This window comes from Streptomyces sp. NPDC048419 (assembly GCF_043200415.1).
Taxonomy (GTDB): Bacteria; Actinomycetota; Actinomycetes; order Streptomycetales; family Streptomycetaceae; genus Streptomyces.
On the sequence record NZ_JBICXT010000002.1, the window covers coordinates 719477 to 740769 of the forward strand.

Here is a 21293-nt window from a genome sequence, read left to right on the forward strand (position 1 = left end):
CTTGTCGGTACGGGGGTTTACCCCAGACCGGAGGCAGGGTTTGTCAGACGTCCCGCCGGTCCACGACCGTCACCGTCAGTACGGCCGCGACGCCCGCCCACACCGTGAACACGATCCAGCCGCCGGTGACCGTCGTCGGGTACCTGGGAGTCAGGGTGAAGGGGTGGTCCCCGTAGCCGATGTCGACGAGCCGCACCCAGGCGTTGTACGGCAGCGCGTTCCCGACGCAGGCGGTCCAGTGGTAGCGGTCGGTGATGAAGGACGGCAGGAGCAGCAGCAGGATCGTGGTGAGGATCATCGTGGTCGCGCTGTGCCGGATCAGTGCGCCCATGGCCATGCCGACCAGGGCACTCACCGGCGCGAGCAGGGCGGAGGCCGCGACCACGCGCCAGGCACCGGGGTGGCCGATCGGCACGCCGGTGCCGCGGCCGTCGAGGACGGCCTGGGTGGCGGCGTAGGAGGCGGCCGCGACGACCGCGCCGTAGACCGTCATCACCGCCGTCACCACGAGCAGCTTGGCCGTCATCAGCGCCCGCCGGTCGGGCACGGCGGTGAAGGTCGTGCGGACCAGGCCGGTCGCGTACTCGCCGACGACGGTGATGGCGCCGACGCCCGCGGCCGCCAGGACCAGCATCAGCGCGGCGCCCGCGGTGAAGGCGTCGCGCAGCGCCCAGTAGACGAAGTCGTCACGGATCGGCCCGCTGTAGTGCGGGTAGTTGACGTAGTCGGCGCGGGCCGCGTTCGTGTTGAAGGCGATAAGGGCCACTGCGCTTGAGCCCAGCGCCCAGTAGGTCGAGCGCAGGGAGCGCAGCTTGATCCACTCGGCGGCGAGCAGGTCGGTGAAGCGGGCGGCCGGCAGGGCGAGCGTGGTCATCGGGTCTCTCCTGCCGCGTACTCGACGCTGTCGGCGGTCAGTTCCATGAAGGCCGTCTCCAGCGAGGCCGTCTGAGGGGACAACTCCCAGAGCAGAAACCGGTGTTCGTGTGCGAGTTCGCCGATCCTGACCGCGCTCGCGCCCCGCACCGTCAGCGTCTCCTCGTCGTCGGGGGCCACCGCCGCGCCCTGAGCCGTCAGGACGGCCGCCAGCCGGCCCGCGTCCGGCGAGCGCACCGTCACCGTCGGCGCCGTGCCGCGCGCCGCGAACTCGATCAGGCTCTCGGCGGCGATGAGCTCGCCACGGCCGATGACGACCAACTCGTCGGCGGTGTGCTCCATCTCGGACATCAGATGGCTGGAGACGAAGACCGTACGGCCCTCGCGCGCAAGTCCCCGGAACAGCTCCCGCACCCACAACACGCCTTCCGGATCGAGCCCGTTGAGCGGTTCGTCGAACATCAGCACCGGAGGGTTCCCGAGCAGCGCGCCCGCGATGCCGAGCCGCTGCCTCATGCCCAGGGAGAAGGTGCCGATCCGGCGGCGGGCCGCGGAGCCGGTGAGCCCGACCTCGGCGAGCACCTCGTCCACCCGCCCCTTCGGGATGCGGTTGCTGCGGGCCAGCGCGTGCAGATGGGCCCGCGCGCTGCGCCCGCCGTGCACGTCGTGCGCGTCGAGGAGGGCGCCGACGTGCCGCAGGCCGCGCGGCCGTCGGCGGAAGCTGCGGCCGTCGACGGTGGCGGTGCCGCCGCTCGGCTCGACGAGGCCCAGCAGCATGCGCAGGGTCGTCGTCTTGCCCGCGCCGTTGGGGCCGAGGAAGCCGGTGACCCGGCCGGGGCGGACGGTGAAGGACAGATCGCGGACGGCCGTCGTGGGGCCGTAGCGCTTGGTGAGCTGCTCGACTTCGATCATGCGGACCACGGTCGCGTGGACGGGACCGCCCGCACATCGGCCGGGTGCTGACACCGCTGCCGGCCGGGTGTCGACCGTGGTTGTACGTCCACGGGCCGATGACCGTGCGCTCCCGCGCGCCTACGATCGCGGCATGTCGACCGTCCCGCCCCCGCAGCCCCTGGTCAAGCGCGTGCCGCCGGGCGCCTGGACCGCGCTCGTGTGGTGCGCGAGCACCCTGTTCACGCTGCTGACGACCTTCCGGCTGCCCGGCGAGACCGAGCCGGGGCGGTGGCCTGCGGCCCAGCTGTACCGCTGGGACGGCCTGACGGTCCTCGTCGTGGCCACCGCGCTCGCGGTGCGGGGCTCCCAACTGCTGCACCGCAGACCGCTGGCCGCCCTGACGCTGATCGTCCTGGCCGCGATCGCCGAGACGACCACGCTGGGCGTCGGCGAACTGCCGATGGCCCAGTACCTCACGGTCGTCGTGGCCCTCTACTTCATCGCGGCGGCGCACCCGCGCCGCGTCGCGTTCACCGCCCTGGCCATGGCGATCGCCACGCTGATCGTGTATCTGGCCGTACGGCTGCTGCGCGGCTGGTCCGTCGGCATGTCCGCGGAACTGGCCGTGGTCCTCGTCACCGTCATCGCCTGGCTGCTCGGCAACTCCGCGCACCAGGCCCGCGTGCACGCCGAGCGGCTCGGCGCCGAGCACGCGGCCCGGGCCGTCACGGCCGAACGGCTGCGCATCGCCCGCGAGATGCACGACACCGTGGCCCACAGCATCGGCATCATCGCCCTCCAGGCCGGAGCGGCGTCCCGCGTCGCCACGGCCCGCCCTCAGGCGGCTCTCGCGGCCATGCGGGCCGTGGAGAACGAGGGCCGGGAGACCCTGGCCGGCCTGCGCCGCATGCTGGTCGCGCTGCGGGCGGCGGACGAGGGGGAGTCACCGCGGGCCGCCCCCGCGGGCCTGGGGGACGTCGACCGGCTGGCGGCCACGACCTCCGCGGCGGGCGTCCGGGTGGAGGTGCGGCGGCTGGGGGAGAGGCGCCAACTCCCGCCGGACATCGACCTGTCGGCGTTCCGCATCGTGCAGGAGTCGGTGACGAACGTGGTGCGCCACGCGGGCACCCGCCAGTGCCATGTCACCTTGCGCTACGGCGACGACGAACTCGCCCTGGAGATCACCGACGAGGGCCGCGGCCGGGGAAGCGCCACGGACACGGGCTTCGGCCTCGCGGGCATGCGCGAGCGGGTCGCCCTGCTGCACGGCGAGTTCACGGCCGCGCCGCGCCCCGAGGGCGGTTTCCGCGTCGCCGCCCGCCTGCCGCTCCCGGCGGCGGCGCGATGAGCGGGCAGCCACCGGTCCGGGTGCTCCTCGTCGACGACCAGGAACTTATCCGTACCGCACTCAGCATGGTCATGGCCGACATCGAGGACGTGGACGTGGCAGGCGAGGCGGGCACGGGGGAGGAGGCGGTGCGGCTGGCCGCCGAACTCGCCCCGGACGTGGTCGTCATGGACATCCGCATGCCCGGCATGGACGGCATCGAGGCGACCCGCCGCATCACGGAGGCGGAGCCCGAGGCGCGGGTGGTCGTCCTGACCACCTTCGACGACGACGCCTACGTCTACGGTGCGCTGCGGGCCGGCGCGTCCGGCTTCCTGGTCAAGGACATGGCCCTGGACGACATCATCGCCGCGGTACGGGTGGTGGCGGCCGGGGACGCGTTGATCGCGCCGAGCGTGACCCGCCGCCTGATCCACGAGTTCGCCGCGCGGCCCGAACCGGTGGGCGGGCGCCGCGAGTTGAAGGCCATAACCGACCGCGAACGCGAGGTCCTCACGCTGGTCGGCAGCGGCCTGTCCAACGCCGAGATAGCCGCCGAGCTGTGCATCAGCGTGGCCACGGCGAAGACGTACCTGACGCGGTTGCTGACCAAGCTGGACGCGCGGGACCGGGTTCAGCTGGTGATCATGGCCTACGAGGCCGGGCTGGTGTCGGTACGGCAGTAGCCGACGAACAGGGCCCAGACGGCGGCCCCCACGACCAGGACGGGACCCTGGGCCACCTTGCTGTCCCGGACGGGGACGACACCGGGGACTCCGTCGGCGACCTCGACGCAGTTGCCGCCGTTGCCGTCGCTGTAGGTGCTCTTGCGCCAGTGTGCGTTGCTCAGGTCGAACGCGCGCATCGTCTGAAGTCCTCCGCCGCCGATTCGATGAGGGCCCGGGACGCGTCCGGCGACAGCGCGGCGGCCCTGAGCTGATCGTATGCTCCGCGGGCCCGCTTCACCACAGCCGGATCGTCCAGCAGATGGCCCGAATACACGGCTTCTGTATAGGCCGTTGGCGGTGCGTCCTCGAACTCCATCAGCTTCAGGTCACCGGTCATGACCGCGTATGCCCCCGCCCCGTACGGCAGCACCTGCACCAGCACCGTCCGCTCGCGCGCGACCTTCGCCACGTGCTCCAGCTGGCTGGCCATGACCTCGGCTCCGCCGAGCGGGATCCGCAGCACGTTCTCGTGCAGGATCACCCAATACACGGGCCGTGTCGCGTCCTTGAGGATGCGCTGGCGCTCCAGGCGCCCCGCGACCTTCTCCTCGATGTACTCGTCCGCGGCGAACGGATTCATCGCCAGGGTGACCGCACGGGCGTAGTCAGCCGTCTGCAACAGCCCCGGCACCAGTGCGGGCGCGAACTCGCAGATGTTCGCAGCCAGCCGTTCGAGTTCCGCCGCCTTCGCGAAGTAATCCGCGTACCGGGGGTCGTCAATCAGCTTCAGACACAGACGCTCGAAAATACCGTCGGTTTGCAGGATCTCGTCAATCCGGCTCGCGATATCCGGCTGGGGTTTTCGAATGGCCTGCTCGAACTGCCCGATGTAGGCGCCCGACACGAAGACGCGGGAGCCCAGGTCCGCCTGGGTGATCCCCGCGGCCTCACGCCGCCGTTTGAGCTCCGCTCCGAAGAACTCCCACACCGCTTGCTGCGAACCGTTGGCCACGGCCAACCCCCTTGCGCTGCGCCCCACTTGTAGTGGGCAGTCTCCTGCCGAGTGTAGGCGGAACGGGCCATGCTGGAGATGAAAAGCGTGAAACCGGAAAGGAGGGGGGAGCGAGAAAAGGTGGTGCAGGAATTGTCCGTCGCATTTGTTACGGTCGTCAAGGAGAGGAAATGAAACCCTCCATCGGTACCCATGTCGTAGACACACGTACGGGAAAGGTGGGAATCGTCATGGGACATGAAGGACCGTACGTACAACTGAGACCGTACGGCGGTGGCAGGGAGTGGGACGCCGACCCCGGCGCCGTGCGCGGAGCCACCACTTCCGAACGTCTCAGCGCGGCGACCGCGTACGCCAACGCACGCAGCCGGGGCGAAGTCCCTTGACGTAAGGTGCGGGCGCATGGGCCTGTGGAAGTGGAGACGGCGGAAAGAGCGGAGCGGCGGCAGACGGTGGGCCAGTCCCAGGGCCACCTCCCGCTACCCCGTCCCCCTCACCCGGCATCAGCTCTGGATGGTGTCCCTGAGCGCGCCGGTGAGCCGGGACCGGAGTGCCTCGCGGACCACCCTGTACCCGTTCACGCGGATCGACGACGACAGCGCCGGTGGCTGGCTCGCCGAGCAGTGGGTGATCACCTCGCGGGAGCAGCTGGCCGGCCGGCTCGACGAACTCTCCCGCAGCGGCTACCGGGCGCGCGCCCAGCAGCGCTTCGGTGTCGCGCCGCTCGCCTGGGACGCCGCCCTGTACGTCGACATAGCCCGGCTCGGCTTCGGGGCCGGTCTGATCTCCGAGGCCGAGGCGTGGACGGCGCTGAAGAACATCGTGCCGTCGGTGGTGCGGACGTACGCCTCCTGGCAGGAGTACGCCGATCACTACCTGCTGGGCCGGCAGGTGTGGCGGGAGGGGCTGAGCGGCGCACGGGAGGGATCCGTCCCCGCCCCGCAGTCCGCCGCCGACGCGCATCTGAGCGCGCTGCTGGACCCGGCGAACGGGACCAGCCCCTGGAACCTGGCCCCCTGGGACACCATCAGCCACCCCGACCGGGCACGCTGAGCGCGGCCGTACGGGAGAATGGCCTCATGAGTCTGTTCCGCGACGACGGCATCGTGCTGCGCACCCAGAAGCTGGGTGAGGCGGACCGGATCATCACCCTGCTCACGCGCGGGCACGGGCGCGTACGCGCCGTGGCCAGGGGCGTCCGGCGCACCAAGTCCAAGTTCGGCGCCCGCCTCGAGCCCTTCTCCCACGTCGACGTGCAGTTCTTCGCGCGCGGCAGCGAGCTGATCGGGCGCGGTCTGCCCCTGTGCACCCAGAGCGAGACCATCGCGCCGTACGGCGGCGGGATCGTCGCCGACTACGCCCGCTACACCGCGGGCACGGCCATGCTGGAGACCGCCGAGCGGTTCGCCGACCACGAGGGCGAGCCGGCCGTGCAGCAGTACCTGCTGCTCGTCGGCGCGCTCAGGACCCTGGCCCGCGGCGAGCACGCCCCGCACCTGATCCTCGACGCGTTCCTGCTGCGCTCCCTCGCGGTCAACGGCTACGCCCCCAGCTTCACCGACTGCGTGAAGTGCGGAATGCCCGGCCCGAACCGGTTCTTCTCGGTCGCCTCGGGCGGCTCCATCTGCGTGGACTGCCGGGTGGCCGGCAGCGTCGTACCCTCGCCGCAGACCCTGGAGCTCCTCGGCGCGCTGCTTACGGGAGACTGGGAGACCGCGGACGCGTGCGAGCCGCGGTACGTCAGGGAGGGCAGCGGGCTGGTCTCCGCCTACCTGCACTGGCATCTGGAACGCGGGCTGCGTTCGCTTCGTTACGTGGAGAAGTGAACCGCCCGGCAGAGCAAGCCGTCTGCAACGGCAACCCGTCTTAAGGAGACGAGAAACACATGGCAGTACGCGGGATCCTGGGACGCCGGCGCCGTGAGTACAACGCGCCGGAGCCGCACCCGTCGGGCGCCCGCGCGCCGAAGCTGCCGGGCGAGCTGGTCCCGAGCCACGTCGGGATCGTCATGGACGGGAACGGCCGGTGGGCGAAGGAGCGCGGCCTGCCGCGCACCGAGGGTCACAAGGTCGGCGCCGAGCGCGTCGTGGACGTGCTTCAGGGCGCGATCGAGATGGGCGTGGGCAACATCTCGCTGTACGCCTTCTCCACCGAGAACTGGAAGCGCTCGCCCGAAGAGGTCCGATTTCTGATGAACTTCAACCGCGAGTTCATCGCCAAGTCCCGCGACCAGCTCGACGAGCTCGGCATCCGGGTGCGCTGGGTCGGCCGGATGCCCAAGCTGTGGAAGTCGGTCGCCAAGGAGCTCCAGATCGCCCAGGAGCAGACCAAGGACAACGACCTGCTCACGCTGTACTTCTGCATGAACTACGGCGGCCGGGCGGAGATCGCGGACGCCGCGCAGGCCCTCGCGGAGGACGTGAAGGCGGGCCGGCTCGACCCGTCCAAGGTCACCGAGAAGACCCTGGCGAAGTACCTGTACTACCCGGACATGCCGGACGTGGACCTGTTCCTGCGTCCCAGCGGCGAGCAGCGCACCTCCAACTTCCTGCTCTGGCAGAGCGCTTACGCCGAGATGGTCTTCCAGGACGTCCTGTGGCCCGACTTCGACCGCCGCGACCTGTGGCGCGCCTGCGTCGAATTCGCCTCCCGCGACCGCCGGTTCGGCGGTGCCGTGCCGAACGAGGAGCTCCTGAAGATGGAGCGCGAGATGCGCGGCGATTCGGCCACTTCGTAGCCACCGGCGGTTCATCCGCCCGGCGAGGGCGGGTTCACGGCGATCGCCGACGATCCGGCCATGAATCGTGTGACTCCCGCCCTCGCGCTGTGCACCGTGCTGGTCGCGGCCCTGCCCGCCCAGGCCGCCGGCCGGCCCGCACACACCGACAGCTACGGCACCAAGGCGCCCTACGCCCCCGAGCAGAACCCGCGCGCCTACGAGAAGGCACCCGCCGGCTTCACGCCCGTCTTCACGGAGAACGTCTCCCGGCACGGCTCCCGTTCCGCGACGGACGGCGAGGACGCCGACCTGGTCCTCGGCCTGTGGGACAAGGCGCACGCGGTCGGCCAACTCACTCGTAAGGGCACGGAGTTCGGCCCGAAGGTGCGGGCGCTCCAGGCCGCGATGGCGAAGATCGGGTACGGCAACCTCAGCGCCCGCGGCAAGCAGGAGATCCGGGGCACGGCCGCCCGAGCGGCCGACCGCCTGCCGTCCCTCTTCGCCGCGATCGCCGAGAACGGCGAGAAGATCGACGTCGTCAGCTCCGGCCAGGGCCGGGCGGTCGACAGCGCGAACCTCTACGCCGGCGCCCTCGGGGACACCGACCCCGGCCTGAAGCCCCTCATCGGCGCGACCCGCACCGACAAGGACCTGCTGTACTTCCACAAGGCGGCCGGCGGCGCGGCCTACCGCGACTACATCGCGAACGACAAGCGCCTCGCCGACACCCTGCAGTCGATCACGGACCAGCCGAGGACCCACGAGGCGGCGCGCAGCGTCCTGCTCCGGCTCTTCACGCCCGCCTTCGTCGACCGGCTCGCCGCCGCCGACCAGGTGGCCGCCGCGCAGGCCGTCTACAACCTGTACGCGATCGCCCCGGCGATGAGCGGGGAGAGCCCGGACGGCAGGGGCTGGGGCATGGAGCGGTACATCTCCCGCTCCGACGCGGCCTGGTTCGGCTATCTGTCGGACGCGGAGGACTTCTACGAGAAGGGTCCCGGCTTCTCGGACAGCGACATCACCTACGAGATGGCCGGCGTCCTCCTCGACGACTTCTTCCGGCAGATCGAGGCGAAGAAGGCCGGCACCAGCACCCTCGGCGCCGAACTCCGCTTCACCCACGCCGAGGAGATCATCCCCCTGGCCGCCCTCATGGGCCTGCCCGGCAGCACGAAGCCGGCGACACCGGGCGTCCCGTACACCTACAAGAACAACCCCTGGCGCGGCGCGAACGTCGCTCCGCTCGGCTCCAACATCCAGTGGGACGTCTTCCGGAAGGGCAGCCGCTACCTGGTCCGCATGCTCTACAACGAGAAGGAAGTCGCCTTCAAGCAGCCCTGCACCCCGATCAAGAAGGGCAGCAGCTTCTACGACCTGAACGAACTGGAGCACTGCTTCAACCGGGCCTGAGCTGCAGTTCCTCAGGGGCGCGGGGAACTGCGCGACAAGCCACAACGCACCCGCAGCCGCACGACCGCCTAACCCGCCGAGCTCTCCGCACAGTCAGAACACGTACCGAAGATCTCGACCGTGTGGGCCACGTTGACGTACCCGTGCTCCGCCGCGATCGCCTCCGCCCACTTCTCCACCGCGGGCCCCTCCACCTCGACGGCCTTGCCGCAGACGCGGCAGACCAGATGGTGATGGTGCTCGCCGGTGGAGCAGCGGCGGTACACCGACTCGCCCTCCGACGTGCGCAGAACGTCCACCTCGCCCGCGTCGGCGAGGGACTGCAGGGTGCGGTAGACGGTGGTCAGCCCGACCGAGTCGCCCTTGTGCTTCAGCATGTCGTGGAGGTCCTGCGCGCTGCGGAACTCCTCGACCTCGTCCAGGGCCGCCGCCACGGCTGCCCGCTGCCGGGTCGCACGGCCCTTCACGGGCGGTCCAGCGGTCGTCACCGGTTCCTCCTTGGTCAGCCTGCGTCTGCCCGGACATTGTGCCAGTCCGGGCTGTGCGCGGTCAGACGCCGACCTTGCCGTCCGAGCCACGCGCGGCCGGAATCGCGCACTCTGCCGGATCCCCGGCGGGCTGCGCGTCGGTGGCGGCACGGGCGCGGCGCCGGGCCAGCGGGGCCGCGAGCGCCGTCAGCACGGCGAACGCCGCGATGGTCAGCAGCACGATCGTCGCGCCGGGCGGCACGTCCTGGTAGTAGGAGGTGACCGTGCCGCCGATCGTCACCGTCACCCCGATCGCGACCGCGATCGCGAAGGTGGCCGCGAAGCTGCGGCTCAACTGCTGGGCCGCCGCCACCGGGACGACCATCAGCGCGCTCACCAGCAGCAGGCCCACCACCCGCATCGCGACCGTGACCGTCACCGCCGCCGTCACCGCGGTGAGCAGGTTCAGGGCGCGCACCGGCAGCCCCGTGACCCGCGCGAACTCCTCGTCCTGGCTGACCGCGAAGAGCTGCCGGCGCAGACCGACGGTGACCAGCACGACGAAGCCCGCGAGCAGGCAGATCGCGGTGACGTCCGAGGGCGAGACCGTGGACAGGGACCCGAAGAGGTACGACGTCAGGTTCGCGTTGGAGCCGCCGGGCGCGAGGTTGATGAACATCACGCCGCCGGCCATGCCGCCGTAGAAGAGCATCGCGAGTGCGATGTCGCCGCGGGTGCGGCCGTACCAGCGGATCAGTTCCATGAGGACCGCGCCGAGGACGGAGACGGCGGTGGCCATCCAGACCGGGGACGCGGAGAGCAGGAAGCCGAGGCCGACACCCGTCATCGCCACATGGCCGATGCCGTCGCCCATCAGGGCCTGCCTGCGCTGCACGAGGTAGATGCCGATCGCGGGTGCGGTGACGCCGACCAGGACGGCGGCGAGCAGGGCCCGCTGCATGAAGGCGTAGTCGAGGATGTCCATCAGCTCAGCAGTCCTGTACGGGTCGGAGCATGCGGGTGTACGTGGTCGTGGCCCGGCAGGGCGTGCTGCCCGAGCGCCCGCGGGGGCGGGCCGTCGTGCAGGACGCAGCCGTCGCGCAGGACGACGGCCCGGTCGATCAGGGGCTCCAGGGGCCCGAGTTCATGCAGGACGAGCAGGACGGTCGCGTCCTGGGCCACCTGCTCCCGCAGCGTCCGCGCCAGGACTTCCTGGCTGGCGAGGTCGACGCCCGCCATCGGCTCGTCCATGATCAGCAGTTCGGGCTCGGCGGCGAGCGCGCGGGCGATCAGCACGCGCTGGTGCTGGCCGCCGGAGAGGGCGTTCACGGAGTCCTTCGCCCGGTCCGCCATGCCGACCAGCTCCAGGGCCCGCCGCACCGCCGCGTGATCCGCCTTGCGCAGCACGCCGAAACGGGCCCGGGACAGCCGCCCGGAGGACACGATCTCGGTGACGGTGGCCGGGACGCCGCCCGCGGCGGTGGTGCGCTGCGGGACGTACCCGATCCGCGCCCAGTCCCGGAACCGCCTGCGCTCCGTGCCGAACAGCTCGATCTCGCCCGCGCTCACCGGCACCTGCCCGATGAGTGTGCGGACCGCCGTCGACTTGCCGGAGCCGTTCGCGCCGAGCAGTGCGACGACCTCCCCGCGGTGCACGGTCAGGTCGATGCCGCGCAGGACGGGGCGCGAGCCCAGCTCGGCCCGCACGCCGCGCACGGATACGACAGGTTCGCCGGTCATCCCGTCCCCCCTCACTTGGCGCCCAGCGCCTGTCGCAGCGCCTTGAGGTTGGCCTCCTGGACCGCGAAGTAGTCCTTGCCGCGGGACTTGGCCGTGATGCCCTCGATCGGATCGAGCACGTCCGTCTTGAGTCCGGCGTCGGAGGCGACGGTCTTCGCGGTCTTGTCGCTGACGAGCGTCTCGTAGAAGACGGTGCTCACGCCGTCGGCCTTCGCCATCTCCTCCAGCGCCTTCACCCGGGCCGCGCTCGGCTCGGACTCGGGGTCCAGGCCGTTGATGGCCTCCTCGGTCAGGCCGTAGCGCTCGGCGAGGTAGCCGAAGGCGGCGTGCGTGGTGATGAAGACCTTGGACCCGGTCCGCGCGAGCCCGTCCTTGAACTGCGTGTTCAGGGCATCGAGCCGCTTCACCAGGGCCGCGGTGTTCTTCCGGTAGTCCGCGGCGTGGTCCGGGTCCGCCTTCTCGAAGGCCTTGCCGACGCCCTCGGCGACCTCGGCGTAGCGCACCGGGTCGAGCCAGATGTGGGGGTCGAGGCCGGAGCTCTCCTCGTTCTCGGAGTGGTCGTGGGAGGCGGCGTGACCGCCGACCTCGTTGCCGTGCTTCTCCATCGAGGTGAGGGAGGCGGCGTCGATCTTGGTCCGGACCTCGGACTGGGCCACCGCGTCGTCGACGGAGGGCTGGAGGTTCTTGAGGTAGAGCACCGCGTCCGACTCCTGGAGCTGCGCGGTCTGCTTGGCGCTGATCTCCAGGTCGTGCGGCTCCTGGCCGGGCTGGGTCAGGGAGGTGACGTGGACGTGCGAGCCGCCGATCCGCTCCGCGAGGAAGGCCATCGGATAGAACGACGCGACGACGTCGAACCTGTCCGTGCCGCCGGCGGCGGCGCTCTCGGCCGAGCAGGCGGAGAGGGTCGCGAGACCGAGGGCGGTGGCGGCCGCGGTCGCCACGGCGGGTATGAGGCGTCGTCGTACGTTCATGACAGTCATTTTCAACTAACATGGAAACCGTTGTCAACAAGCCCGGGTGAAGGCGCCCGCGAGGCCCTTAAGTCGTACCGATTTGATTGAGGGGGAGCCCCCGCCGGTACCCTGAAGCATTCGCTGGAGAAGCGCCTCGCTTCGTCGTCCGTCGTCGTAATGAAGAGAGCACCGTGGCCGCCGACAAGATCGACACCATCGTCAGCCTGAGCAAGCGCCGTGGCTTCGTATTCCCGTGCAGTGAGATCTACGGCGGCCAGCGTGCCGCCTGGGACTACGGGCCGCTTGGTGTCGAGCTCAAGGAGAACCTGAAGCGCCAGTGGTGGCGCTACATGGTGACCTCGCGCGAGGACGTGGTCGGTCTCGACTCGTCCGTGATCCTGGCGCCCGAGGTCTGGGTCGCCTCCGGCCATGTCGCCACCTTCACGGACCCGCTCACCGAGTGCACCTCCTGCCACAAGCGGTTCCGCGCGGACCACCTGGAGGAGGCCTACGAGGCCAAGCACAAGCGCCTGCCGGAGAACGGCCTGGCGGACGTGAACTGCCCGAACTGCGGCAACAAGGGCCAGTTCACCGAGCCCAAGCAGTTCTCGGGCCTGCTGTCGACGCACCTCGGCCCGACGCAGGACTCCGGCTCCATCGCGTACCTGCGCCCCGAGACCGCGCAGGGCATCTTCACCAACTTCGGCCAGGTGCAGACCACTTCGCGCCGCAAGCCGCCGTTCGGCATCGCGCAGATGGGCAAGTCCTTCCGCAACGAGATCACGCCCGGCAACTTCATCTTCCGCACCCGCGAGTTCGAGCAGATGGAGATGGAGTTCTTCGTCAAGCCGGGCGAGGACGAGAAGTGGCAGGAGTACTGGATGGAGCAGCGCTGGAACTGGTACACCGGCCTGGGCCTGCGCGAGGAGAACATGCGGTGGTACGAGCACCCGAAGGAGAAGCTCTCCCACTACTCCAAGCGCACCGCCGACATCGAGTACCGCTTCCAGTTCGGCGGCAGCGAGTGGGGTGAGCTGGAGGGCGTCGCCAACCGCACGGACTACGACCTGAACGCCCACTCCAAGGCCTCCGGCCAGGACCTCTCCTACTTCGACCAGGAGGCGGGCGAGCGCTGGACGCCGTACGTCATCGAGCCCGCGGCCGGTGTCGGCCGGGCGATGCTCGCCTTCCTGCTCGACGCGTACGTCGAGGACGAGGCGCCGAACGCCAAGGGCAAGATGGAGAAGCGGACGGTCCTGCGTCTCGACCACCGCCTCGCTCCCGTGAAGGTCGCCGTCCTTCCGCTGTCCCGCAACCCCGAGCTGTCCCCGAAGGCCAAGGGTCTCGCGCAGGCGCTGCGGCAGAACTGGAACATCGAGTTCGACGACGCAGGCGCGATCGGCCGCCGCTACCGTCGCCAGGACGAGATCGGTACGCCGTACTGCGTGACCGTCGACTTCGACACGCTCGAGGACAACGCGGTGACGGTGCGCGAGCGGGACTCGATGAAGCAGGAGCGCGTGTCGCTGGACCAGATCGAGGGGTACCTGGCCGGGCGTCTGCTCGGTAGCTAGGTCTGCTGCGGTTGCTGTATCGGCCCTGAACGGGCCTCGTCCTCGAACGCCGGACGGGCTGATGGTCGCCCGTCCGGCGTTTTCGGCATTGGCCCTCGACGCCGGGATGCCTTTGGCTCTGTATCGGGGGCCGCCGGGGGCGGCAGGCTGGCGGGCATGAGCCTCGCCTTTCTCCTCACCACACTCGTGGTCGTCGCCACCCCCGGTACCGGTGTCGTCTACACGCTCGCCGCCGGGCTGTCCCGTGGCCGGCGGGCGAGCGTGGTCGCGGCCTTCGCGTGCACGCTCGGGATCGTGCCGCATGTGGTGGCCACCGTGACCGGGCTCGCGGCGCTGCTCAACGCCAGTGCCGCGGCGTTCGAGGTCGTCAGGTACGCCGGGGTCGGCTATCTGCTGTACATGGCCTGGGCGACCCTGCGGGACAGGCAGGCGATCGACGTCGACGAGGATGCCGCGCCGGTCTCCGCCGGGCGCGTGATCGTGCGGGGCGTGCTGATCAATCTGCTCAACCCGAAGCTGACGATCTTCTTCTTCGCGTTCCTGCCGCAGTTCGTCGACCCGTCGGCACCGCACGCCCTCCCTCACATGCTGGGCCTGAGCGCGGTGTTCATGCTGGCGACCTTCGTCGTCTTCGCGGCCTACGGCGTGCTCGCGGCCTCGGTCCGCAGCCACGTCACCTCACGGCCGAGGGTGATGACGTGGCTGCGGCGGAGCTTCGCGGGGTCGTTCGTGGCGCTGGGCGCGAAGCTGGCGCTGACGGCGCGTTAGCGGGTCAACGGCCCTGCAGCGACTTCACGTTGTCGCCGAACGTCCAGTTCTTCGAGCCGTCCCAGTTGATCGACCAGGTCATCAGGCCCTTGAGTGAGGTGCCGTAGTGCTTCCAGGCCTGGGAGACCAGTGACGGGGACATGTAGCCGCCGCCCGCTCCCGACTGCGCGGGCAGGCCCGGGACCTGTTTGTCGTAGGGCACCTTGATCGTCGTGCCCTGCACTACAAGGCCCTTGTTGAGACAGTCGGTCTGGGCGGTGAAGCCCTGCACGGTGCCGGCCGAGTAGGAGTCGCCGGAGCAGCCGTACATGCTGCCGTTGTAGTACTGCATGTTCAGCCACCACAGGCGGCCGTTGTCCGCGTACTTCTTCACGATCGGCAGATACGCGCCCCAGATCGAGCCGTAGGTGATGCTGCCGCCGGTGACGTAGGCCGTCTCCGGGGCCATGGTGAGGCCGAAGCCGGCCGGCATCTGCGCCAGGATGCCGTCGATGATGCGGATCAAGTTGGCCTGGGATGTGGACAGTTGGGAGATGCTGCCGCTGCCGGTCAGGCCGGTCTCGATGTCGATGTCGATGCCGTCGAAGTTGTACTTCTTCAGGATCGGGACGATCGTCGAGACGAACTTGTCCGCCACGGCGGTCGAGTTGAGGTCGATGCCGGCCGTCGCGCCGCCGATCGACATCAGGATCGTCTGGCCCGAGGCTTTGGCCGCGCACATCTCCGCGGGCGTCGCCACCTTCACGCCCGAGTCCATGCCGTCCTCCCAGAGGGCCGTTCCGTCGGAGCGGATCACCGGGAAGGCGGCGTTGATCACGTTGTAACCGTGCGCGGCGATACGGGAGTCGGTGATCGGGGTCCAGCCGAAGGGCGGGTGCACGCCGTTGGCGGAGCCGTCCCAGTTCTCCCAGTAGCCCTGGAGGACCTTGCCGGCGGGCCTCGACTTCACCGCGCAGGTGTCGGCGGCGGAGGCGGTGGGCGCGGTGGGCAACTGCGCGAGACAGGCGGTCGCGACGGCGGCGGTGAGCAGGCTCAGGGCGCGGCGGATCATGCGAGGCCTCCCGGTGGGGGGTGCGGTGAGGTGTCGTAGGCATGACAGTGCAGCGGTCCAGACCTTTCGTCAATAGGTCTGGACCAGTTTCCAAGTATGGAATGACAGATATTGAAATCTGTCAGCTGTCATGGCAAGGTGAACCCCATGACGATGCAGACACGAAACCTCGGAACCACCGGCCCTCAGGTCTCCGCCCTCGGCCTCGGCTGCATGGGCATGTCCGGCATGTACGGCGAGGCGGATCGCGCCGAGTCCATCGCCACCGTCCACGCCGCCCTGGAAGCCGGTGTGACCCTGCTCGACACCGGCGACTTCTACGGCATGGGCCACAACGAACTGCTGATCAGCGAGGCCCTGCGCACGGCCCCGGCCGGCCTGCGGGAGAACGCGCTGGTCAGTGTGAAGTTCGGCGCCCAGCGCGGCCCGGACGGCGCGTGGCACGGCTATGACGCGCGCCCGGCCGCCGTGAAGACCTGGGCCGCGTACTCCCTCCAGCGCCTCGGCGTCGACCACATCGACGTCTACCGTCCCGCCCGGCTCGACCCGAACGTGCCGATCGAGGAGACCGTCGGCGCGATCGCGGAACTCGTGGAGCAGGGATACGTCCGCCACATCGGGCTCAGCGAGGTGGGCGCGGACACCATCCGCCGGGCCGCCGCCACCGCCCCGATCGCCGACCTCCAGATCGAGTACGGGCTCATCTCCCGAGGCCCCGAGCGGGAGATCCTGCCCACCCTGCGCGAGCTGGGCATCGCCGTCACCGCGTACGGTGTGCTCTCCCGCGGGCTGATCTCGGGTCATGTCACGGCCGGCCGGGAGTACGGGCCGACCGACTTCCGCGCCCACTCGCCCCGCTTCCAGGGGGAGAACCTGCAGCACAACCTCACGCTGGTCGAGTCCCTGCGCAAGGTCGCCGAGCAGAAGGGCGTCTCCGTCGCCCAGATCGCCATTGCCTGGGTGCTCTCCAGGGGCGAGGACATCGTGCCGCTGGTCGGCGCCCGCACCCGCGAGCGGCTCGGTGAGGCGCTGGGCGCCCTGGACGTGACTCTCGACACGGCCGACCTCGCCGCCATCGAGGCCGCCGTACCGGCGGACGCGGCGGCCGGTGAACGGTACGCCCCCGCGCAGATGGCCATGCTCGACAGCGAACGCTGATCGCGCTGCCGGGTACCGTCTAGACATGCCTCCGACCAGCGAGACCCTGACCTCCGAGCGCATCCTCGAAGCGACCGAGGAGGTGCTGCGCCGCCACGGTCCGGCCAAGGCGACCGTGGTCGACGTGGCCCGCGCGCTCGGCGTCAGCCACGGCAGCGTCTACCGCCACTTCCGCACGAAGGCGGCGCTGCGGGAGGCGGTGACGAAGCGGTGGCTGGACCGCACGACGGAGGTCCTGGCCGGGATAGCGGCGGACGCCGAGCGCGACCCGGAGGCCCGGCTGCGAGAGTGGTGCGCGGCCCTCTTCGCCGCCAAGCGCAAGAAGGCGGGCGCCGACCCGGAACTCTTCGCCACGTACTCGGTCCTGGTCGGCGAGTCCGGCGAGGTGGTGAGCGAGCACATCACCGAACTGACCAGCCAGCTCACCCGCATCGTCCGCGCCGGCGCCGAGGCGGGCACCTTCGCGGTCGAGGACCCGGCGGTCGCGGCCCGCGCCCTGTTCCAGGCCACGGGCCGCTTTCACGACCCCGGCTACGCGAGCGAGTGGGAACTGCCGGGGGTGGAGGCCGAGTTCGAGGCTTTGGTGGATCTGGTGGTGCGGGGGCTGCGGGCCTAGGGACTCTCGCAACACCCGCTAGCCGCCCGCCACATACCGCCAGAAGTCGCGCATCAGCGGGGTCGGGGTCGGGTTCTGCATGGCCGCCTGGGTGAGCAGGACCGAGACGGTCGCCGTGGGCGGGACGATGTGGGCCGTGGTGCCCGTGCCGCCCACCCAGCCGTAGCGGCCGGGGACGTTCCAGGGGTCGGACGGGGTGACGTCGACCTGGCCTCCGTAACCCCAGCCCTGGCCCTCCAGGAAGAGGGGGACGCGGTCGCGCTGCTCCGCCGTCAGGTGGTTCGTGGTCATGCGGCTCACCGAGGTGGGGGTCAGGAGCCGGCGGCCGTCCGGGGCGGTGCCGGAGTGCAGGAGCAGCCGGGCGAAGGCCAGCCAGTCGTCCGCCGTCGAGACCAGACCGCCGCCACCCGAGTGGAAGGCGGGGACAGCGGCGAACTCGCCGTCCGGGGCGTCGAAGAGGCTCAGCGTGCCGTCCGGGTTCGTCGAGTAGGCCGACGTGAAGCGGTGCCGTTTCGACGACGGCACCTCGAACGCCGTGTCCGTCATCCCCAGCGGCTCGAAGACCCGCTCCGCGAGGAAGTCGGGCAGGCTGCGGCCGGACGCCCGGGCGATCAGGATGCCCTGCAGATCGGACGAGGTGCCGTAGAGCCAGGCCTCGCCCGGCTGGTACAGCATCGGCACCTGGGCGAGCAGGCCCAGCCAGGCGCCCGCCTCCGGCCAGGACCGCAGGGCGCGGCCGTCCTTCTGCACCGTGAACAGCGACTGCACCGCGGGGAGCGTGAAGTCGGCGGGGAAGCCCCAGCCGGTGCGAGAGCTGAGCAGGTCCTCGACCGTGATCGGGCGCTCCGCCGGGACCACGTCCGCGACGGGACTCGACGGCGTGCGCACCACCACCGGCTTCACCAGCTCCGGCAGCCACTCCTCGACGGGCGAGTCCAGCTCGAGCACGCCGTCCTCGATCAGCATCAGCACCGCCGCGGCGGTGATCGGCTTGGTGATCGAGGCGATCCGGAAGATCGAGTCGCGGGCCATCGGGGCGGTGCCGTCGGTGTCCACCGACCCGGCGGTCACCACCTCGACGTCGTCACCGCGGGCCACGAGGGCCACGGCACCGGGCACGGTGCCCGCCTCGACGTGCCGGTTCAGGATGTCGTGCAGAGCGCTCATGGGCGGCCTTCCGGTGCGTGGTCGTCGTACCGTCTACGCCTTCTACGACTGCGGGGGCGACGGAAAGTCATCGGCCGGAGTCGGCTCCCGCTCCGCTAATCCTCCGACGGGTCCACCGTCGCCTGGTGCGCCTCGGCCAGATGCTCCTCCGCCTTCAGCCAGGGCAGGAACTGCGCCGCCTTGCGCCAGCCGCAGGTGTCACATCTGATCGTGCGCTGCACTCCGGTCCGCTGCACCCGGACGATGTGCTCACGTCCGTGCTGGTCCCAGCGGCTCACCTTGCTCGTCTTGATCTCCAGCATGCTGCCTCGCCTCCGACACAGGAGTGTGCAGCAAGACCAACATCAACAGGGTTTTCTTCACAGCGAGTTGGCCAATCCGTGAGCGGCTCCCCACAACCTCCCCCGGGTCCGCGGCCCCGCGCTCACCCGATCGTCCGCGGCAGCCGCAGGCTGAGCAGCCCGGTCAGCGCCACACAGGCCAGCTGCACCAGCAGCGTCGTGACCAGGGCGTTCTGCATTCCGTGGGCCGGGACGAGGGAGAGGAAGAGGGTGCCCAGGGCGGCCACACCGAGCGCCAGGGCCGACTGCTGGGTGGTCATCATCACACCGCTGCCGACACCGGCCCGCGCGGCCGGCACCTCGGAGAGGACGACCCGGAAGACGATGGGCAGTTGGAGCGCCTGCCCGGCTCCCGCGAGCGCCGCGCCGGGGAGCAGTTCGGTGAGGCCTAGGTCCGGCCAGGAGCGCCAGGCGGCCAGCGCCATCAGCCCGACGCCGAGCCCCTGGATCACCGCACCCGCGGTCACGACCCGGGTGCCGTACCGGGCGACGAGCCGCGGCCCGGCGAGCGAGACGCAGAAGAAGACGACGGCCATGGGCGCGAGTGCCAGCCCCGCCGGCACCGGCCCGAGCCCCGCGCCCCGTTGCAGGGCGACGGCGATCACGAACATGAATCCGCTGAAGCCGACGGAGAACGGGACGATCATCACCAGGCCGCGACGCAGCGAGTGGAGCGCGAACAGGCTCGGCGGCACCAGCGGCGTACGGCCCTGCCGGTCCGCCCGGCGCTCGACCGTGTAGAACGCCGCCGCCACGAACGGGAACGCCACCAGCGACAGCCACGTCCACAGCGGCCAGCCCGCCGAGCGGCCCTCGGTGAGCGGGGCCAGCAGCGCGAGCAGGGACGCGGTGAGCAGGACGGTGCCGGGTCCGTCCACCGGCTCCGGGTGCTGGGAGCGGGTCTCGGGCACCCCGCGCACGGCCAGCACCAGGCCGGCGACGACCACGGGCACGTTCACCAGGAACACCGAGCGCCAGCCGGTGCCCCAGAGGTCGGCGGCCACGAGGATGCCGCCGAGGATCTGGCCCGCCACCATGGACAGCCCGGCCGTGGCGCCGTAGAGCCCCATGGCCTTGGCCCGGCGCGGTCCGGCCGTGGCCGCCTGGATGGTGGCGAGCACCTGCGGCAGCATCGCGGCGGCCGCGGCGCCCTGCGCGACCCGGGCCGCGACGAGCGTCCAGGCGCTGGGCGCGAGCCCGCACGCCAGTGAGGTCAGGCCGAAGGCGGCCATGCCGCCGAGGAAGAAGCGGCGCCGCCCGAAGAGGTCGCCGAGTCGCCCCCCGAGGACGAGCAGGACGGCGTAGGCGAGCCCGTACCCGGCGACGACCAGTTCGAGGACGGACTCGCTCGCGTGCAGGTCCTTGCCGATGGTCGGCAGGGCGACGTTGACGATGAAGAAGTCGATGAGAGGCAGTGCCGCTGCCAGCAGCACGGTGAAGAGTCCGAGGCCGCCGAGCGAGGGCGCCGCGGGTGGCGTCCGGACGGTGCGTGTAGCGATGGTTTCGGTCACGTCCTCGAGCCTGCGGCCGGCCGCAGACTGGTACCAGAGTCTTCTTGTCCTGGTAGAAGGAGTACCTGGCAACAGGGTCCGCACGGCGGCAGTCTGGAGGCATGACGACCATGGCCCAGGATCAGGCGGTACACACCCCGGACACCCCTGCGACCAGGGACGCCGGTTCGGTACGGCGGCACGAACTCGCCGCCTTCCTGCGGCACCGACGCGAGCACATCACGCCCGAGCAGGTCGGTCTGCCCCGTGGCCGCCGGCGCCGCACCCCGGGCCTGCGCCGCGAGGAGGTCGCGCACCTCGCCGCGGTCGGCGTCACCTGGTACACGTGGCTTGAGCAGGCCCGCGACATCCAGGTCTCCGTGCAGGTCCTGGACGCCCTGGCCCGCACGCTCTTCCTGGACCCCAGCGAGCGCGCCCACCTCTTCCAGCTGGCGGGCCAGGTCGACCCGTCCCCGGCCACGGTCTGCCCGTCGATCACGCCCGGGGTGCGCACCATCCTGGAGCAGATGGAGCCGGTCCCGGCCTGCGTGCAGAACAGCCGCTACGACATCCTGGCCTACAACCGCACGTACGGCCTGCTGCTCTGCGACCTGGACGCCGTACCCGCCGAGGACCGCAACTGCATGGTCCTCTCCTACACCAACGCCGACTGGCGCTCGTCGATCGTCCACCTCGACGAGGCCCAGCGCCTGATGGCCGCCCGCTTCCGCGCCACGATGGCGGGCCATCTCGCCGAGCCCGCCTGGAAGATGCTCCTCAAGCGCCTGCGCGCGGAGTCCCCGGACTTCTGCGAGATGTGGGACCGCCACGAGGTCGTCGCCCACCGCACCAAGCGCAAGGAGTTCGACAACCGCCACGTCGGCCGCATCACGATCCACCACACCGACCTCTGGCTCGGCCCGGAACTGGGCCCGCGGATGGTGACGTACGCACCGGTGGACGAGGTGTCGCGGGAACGGCTGGAGAGGCTGCAGCGGATGGCGCTGGAGAGGGAAGCTGCTCAAACGGGGTGACTGCAAGCTTTCAGGGGCGCGGGGCCGTATC

24 protein-coding genes are annotated in these 21293 nt (G+C 70.6%); 12 read left to right on the forward strand and 12 right to left on the reverse strand.

What is annotated here, in order from left to right:
* Window positions 1-43: 43 nt before the first annotated feature.
* Window positions 44-874 (reverse strand): ABC transporter permease, encoded by an 831-nt coding sequence (locus tag ACGFYN_RS07160; RefSeq protein WP_393864736.1) that lies wholly within the window; start codon window positions 872-874, stop codon window positions 44-46.
* Entirely contained in the window at window positions 871-1785 is a 915-nt protein-coding gene (locus ACGFYN_RS07165) for an ABC transporter ATP-binding protein (protein WP_393864737.1), read from the reverse strand. Before ACGFYN_RS07165 ends, ACGFYN_RS07160 begins: the two co-directional genes overlap by 4 nt.
* Window positions 1786-1918: 133 nt before the next feature.
* Here ACGFYN_RS07165 and ACGFYN_RS07170 point away from each other — a divergent pair, with 133 nt between their 5' ends.
* Entirely contained in the window at window positions 1919-3115 is a 1197-nt protein-coding gene (locus ACGFYN_RS07170) for a sensor histidine kinase (protein ID WP_393864738.1), read from the forward strand.
* Window positions 3112-3780, forward strand: a complete 669-nt coding sequence (locus ACGFYN_RS07175; RefSeq protein ID WP_393864739.1) for a response regulator — start codon at window positions 3112-3114, stop codon at window positions 3778-3780. The genes ACGFYN_RS07170 and ACGFYN_RS07175 overlap by 4 nt, the downstream gene beginning before the upstream one ends.
* Here the strand turns inward: ACGFYN_RS07175 and ACGFYN_RS07180 are convergent.
* Both ACGFYN_RS07180 and ACGFYN_RS07185 read right to left on the reverse strand, forming a co-directional pair.
* Window positions 3747-3959, reverse strand: a complete 213-nt coding sequence (locus tag ACGFYN_RS07180) for a DUF397 domain-containing protein (protein ID WP_393864740.1) — start codon at window positions 3957-3959, stop codon at window positions 3747-3749. The two genes, ACGFYN_RS07175 and ACGFYN_RS07180, sit on opposite strands and share 34 nt — an antisense overlap.
* Window positions 3941-4774, reverse strand: a complete 834-nt coding sequence (locus ACGFYN_RS07185) for a Scr1 family TA system antitoxin-like transcriptional regulator (RefSeq protein ID WP_393864741.1) — start codon at window positions 4772-4774, stop codon at window positions 3941-3943. Before ACGFYN_RS07185 ends, ACGFYN_RS07180 begins: the two co-directional genes overlap by 19 nt.
* 170 nt (window positions 4775-4944) lie before the next feature.
* Between ACGFYN_RS07185 and ACGFYN_RS07190 the strand changes: the two genes are divergently transcribed.
* The 5 genes from ACGFYN_RS07190 to ACGFYN_RS07210 are packed head-to-tail and all read left to right on the forward strand — an operon-like array spanning window position 4945 to window position 8903.
* On the forward strand, window positions 4945-5160 hold the full coding sequence (locus ACGFYN_RS07190; RefSeq protein WP_393864742.1) for a hypothetical protein: 216 nt from the start codon (window positions 4945-4947) through the stop codon (window positions 5158-5160).
* Between the two features lie 16 nt (window positions 5161-5176).
* Window positions 5177-5827 (forward strand): DUF1266 domain-containing protein, encoded by a 651-nt coding sequence (locus ACGFYN_RS07195; protein WP_393864743.1) that lies wholly within the window; start codon window positions 5177-5179, stop codon window positions 5825-5827.
* Between the two features lie 26 nt (window positions 5828-5853).
* Window positions 5854-6600, forward strand: coding sequence for a DNA repair protein RecO (gene recO, locus ACGFYN_RS07200; protein WP_393864744.1), 747 nt, complete (start codon window positions 5854-5856; stop codon window positions 6598-6600).
* 59 nt (window positions 6601-6659) lie between these two features.
* Window positions 6660-7511 (forward strand): isoprenyl transferase, encoded by an 852-nt coding sequence (locus ACGFYN_RS07205; protein WP_393864745.1) that lies wholly within the window; start codon window positions 6660-6662, stop codon window positions 7509-7511.
* Between the two features lie 60 nt (window positions 7512-7571).
* On the forward strand, window positions 7572-8903 hold the full coding sequence (locus tag ACGFYN_RS07210; protein ID WP_393864746.1) for a histidine-type phosphatase: 1332 nt from the start codon (window positions 7572-7574) through the stop codon (window positions 8901-8903).
* A gap of 68 nt (window positions 8904-8971) precedes the next feature.
* On the opposite strand, the gene ACGFYN_RS07215 is transcribed toward ACGFYN_RS07210, so the two are convergent.
* The 4 genes from ACGFYN_RS07215 to ACGFYN_RS07230 all read right to left on the reverse strand — a co-directional run bounded on the left by ACGFYN_RS07215 (window position 8972) and on the right by ACGFYN_RS07230 (window position 12081).
* Window positions 8972-9391 carry a Fur family transcriptional regulator gene (locus tag ACGFYN_RS07215; protein ID WP_393864747.1) on the reverse strand — a complete coding sequence of 140 codons (420 nt, stop codon included), beginning with the start codon at window positions 9389-9391 and terminating at the stop codon, window positions 8972-8974.
* Window positions 9392-9452: 61 nt separating this feature from the next.
* The gene (locus ACGFYN_RS07220; protein ID WP_393864748.1) at window positions 9453-10355 is read right to left on the reverse strand and encodes a metal ABC transporter permease; all 903 of its coding nucleotides are present in this window, start codon (window positions 10353-10355) and stop codon (window positions 9453-9455) included.
* Window positions 10355-11110 (reverse strand): metal ABC transporter ATP-binding protein, encoded by a 756-nt coding sequence (locus ACGFYN_RS07225; protein WP_393864749.1) that lies wholly within the window; start codon window positions 11108-11110, stop codon window positions 10355-10357. Before ACGFYN_RS07225 ends, ACGFYN_RS07220 begins: the two co-directional genes overlap by 1 nt.
* An 11-nt stretch (window positions 11111-11121) precedes the next feature.
* On the reverse strand, window positions 11122-12081 hold the full coding sequence (locus ACGFYN_RS07230; protein ID WP_393864750.1) for a metal ABC transporter substrate-binding protein: 960 nt from the start codon (window positions 12079-12081) through the stop codon (window positions 11122-11124).
* Between the two features lie 173 nt (window positions 12082-12254).
* Here ACGFYN_RS07230 and ACGFYN_RS07235 point away from each other — a divergent pair, with 173 nt between their 5' ends.
* Together ACGFYN_RS07235 and ACGFYN_RS07240 are read left to right on the forward strand one after the other, a co-directional pair.
* Window positions 12255-13637 (forward strand): glycine--tRNA ligase, encoded by a 1383-nt coding sequence (locus ACGFYN_RS07235; protein WP_393864751.1) that lies wholly within the window; start codon window positions 12255-12257, stop codon window positions 13635-13637.
* 156 nt (window positions 13638-13793) lie between these two features.
* Complete coding sequence (locus tag ACGFYN_RS07240) at window positions 13794-14405, forward strand: LysE family translocator (RefSeq protein WP_393864752.1); 612 nt, start codon at window positions 13794-13796, stop codon at window positions 14403-14405.
* Window positions 14406-14409: 4 nt separating this feature from the next.
* On the opposite strand, the gene ACGFYN_RS07245 is transcribed toward ACGFYN_RS07240, so the two are convergent.
* On the reverse strand, window positions 14410-15456 hold the full coding sequence (locus ACGFYN_RS07245; protein ID WP_393864753.1) for a chitinase: 1047 nt from the start codon (window positions 15454-15456) through the stop codon (window positions 14410-14412).
* A gap of 147 nt (window positions 15457-15603) precedes the next feature.
* On the opposite strand from ACGFYN_RS07245, the gene ACGFYN_RS07250 reads away from it, so the two are divergent.
* Window positions 15604-16614 (forward strand): aldo/keto reductase, encoded by a 1011-nt coding sequence (locus ACGFYN_RS07250; RefSeq protein ID WP_393864754.1) that lies wholly within the window; start codon window positions 15604-15606, stop codon window positions 16612-16614.
* Window positions 16615-16639: 25 nt separating this feature from the next.
* Window positions 16640-17230, forward strand: a complete 591-nt coding sequence (locus ACGFYN_RS07255; protein WP_393864755.1) for a TetR family transcriptional regulator — start codon at window positions 16640-16642, stop codon at window positions 17228-17230.
* A gap of 18 nt (window positions 17231-17248) precedes the next feature.
* Here ACGFYN_RS07255 and ACGFYN_RS07260 read toward each other — a convergent pair whose 3' ends face one another.
* From ACGFYN_RS07260 to ACGFYN_RS07270, 3 genes are all read right to left on the reverse strand, one after another.
* The gene (locus tag ACGFYN_RS07260; RefSeq protein ID WP_393864756.1) at window positions 17249-18397 is read right to left on the reverse strand and encodes a serine hydrolase domain-containing protein; all 1149 of its coding nucleotides are present in this window, start codon (window positions 18395-18397) and stop codon (window positions 17249-17251) included.
* 95 nt (window positions 18398-18492) lie between these two features.
* Window positions 18493-18699 carry a hypothetical protein gene (locus ACGFYN_RS07265; protein ID WP_393864757.1) on the reverse strand — a complete coding sequence of 69 codons (207 nt, stop codon included), beginning with the start codon at window positions 18697-18699 and terminating at the stop codon, window positions 18493-18495.
* 122 nt (window positions 18700-18821) lie between these two features.
* Window positions 18822-20249: an MFS transporter gene (locus tag ACGFYN_RS07270; RefSeq protein ID WP_393864758.1), complete on the reverse strand. Its 1428-nt coding sequence runs from the start codon at window positions 20247-20249 to the stop codon at window positions 18822-18824.
* 101 nt (window positions 20250-20350) lie between these two features.
* Here ACGFYN_RS07270 and ACGFYN_RS07275 point away from each other — a divergent pair, with 101 nt between their 5' ends.
* Window positions 20351-21262, forward strand: a complete 912-nt coding sequence (locus ACGFYN_RS07275; protein WP_393864759.1) for a helix-turn-helix transcriptional regulator — start codon at window positions 20351-20353, stop codon at window positions 21260-21262.
* The last annotated feature ends 31 nt before the right edge of the window (window positions 21263-21293 follow it).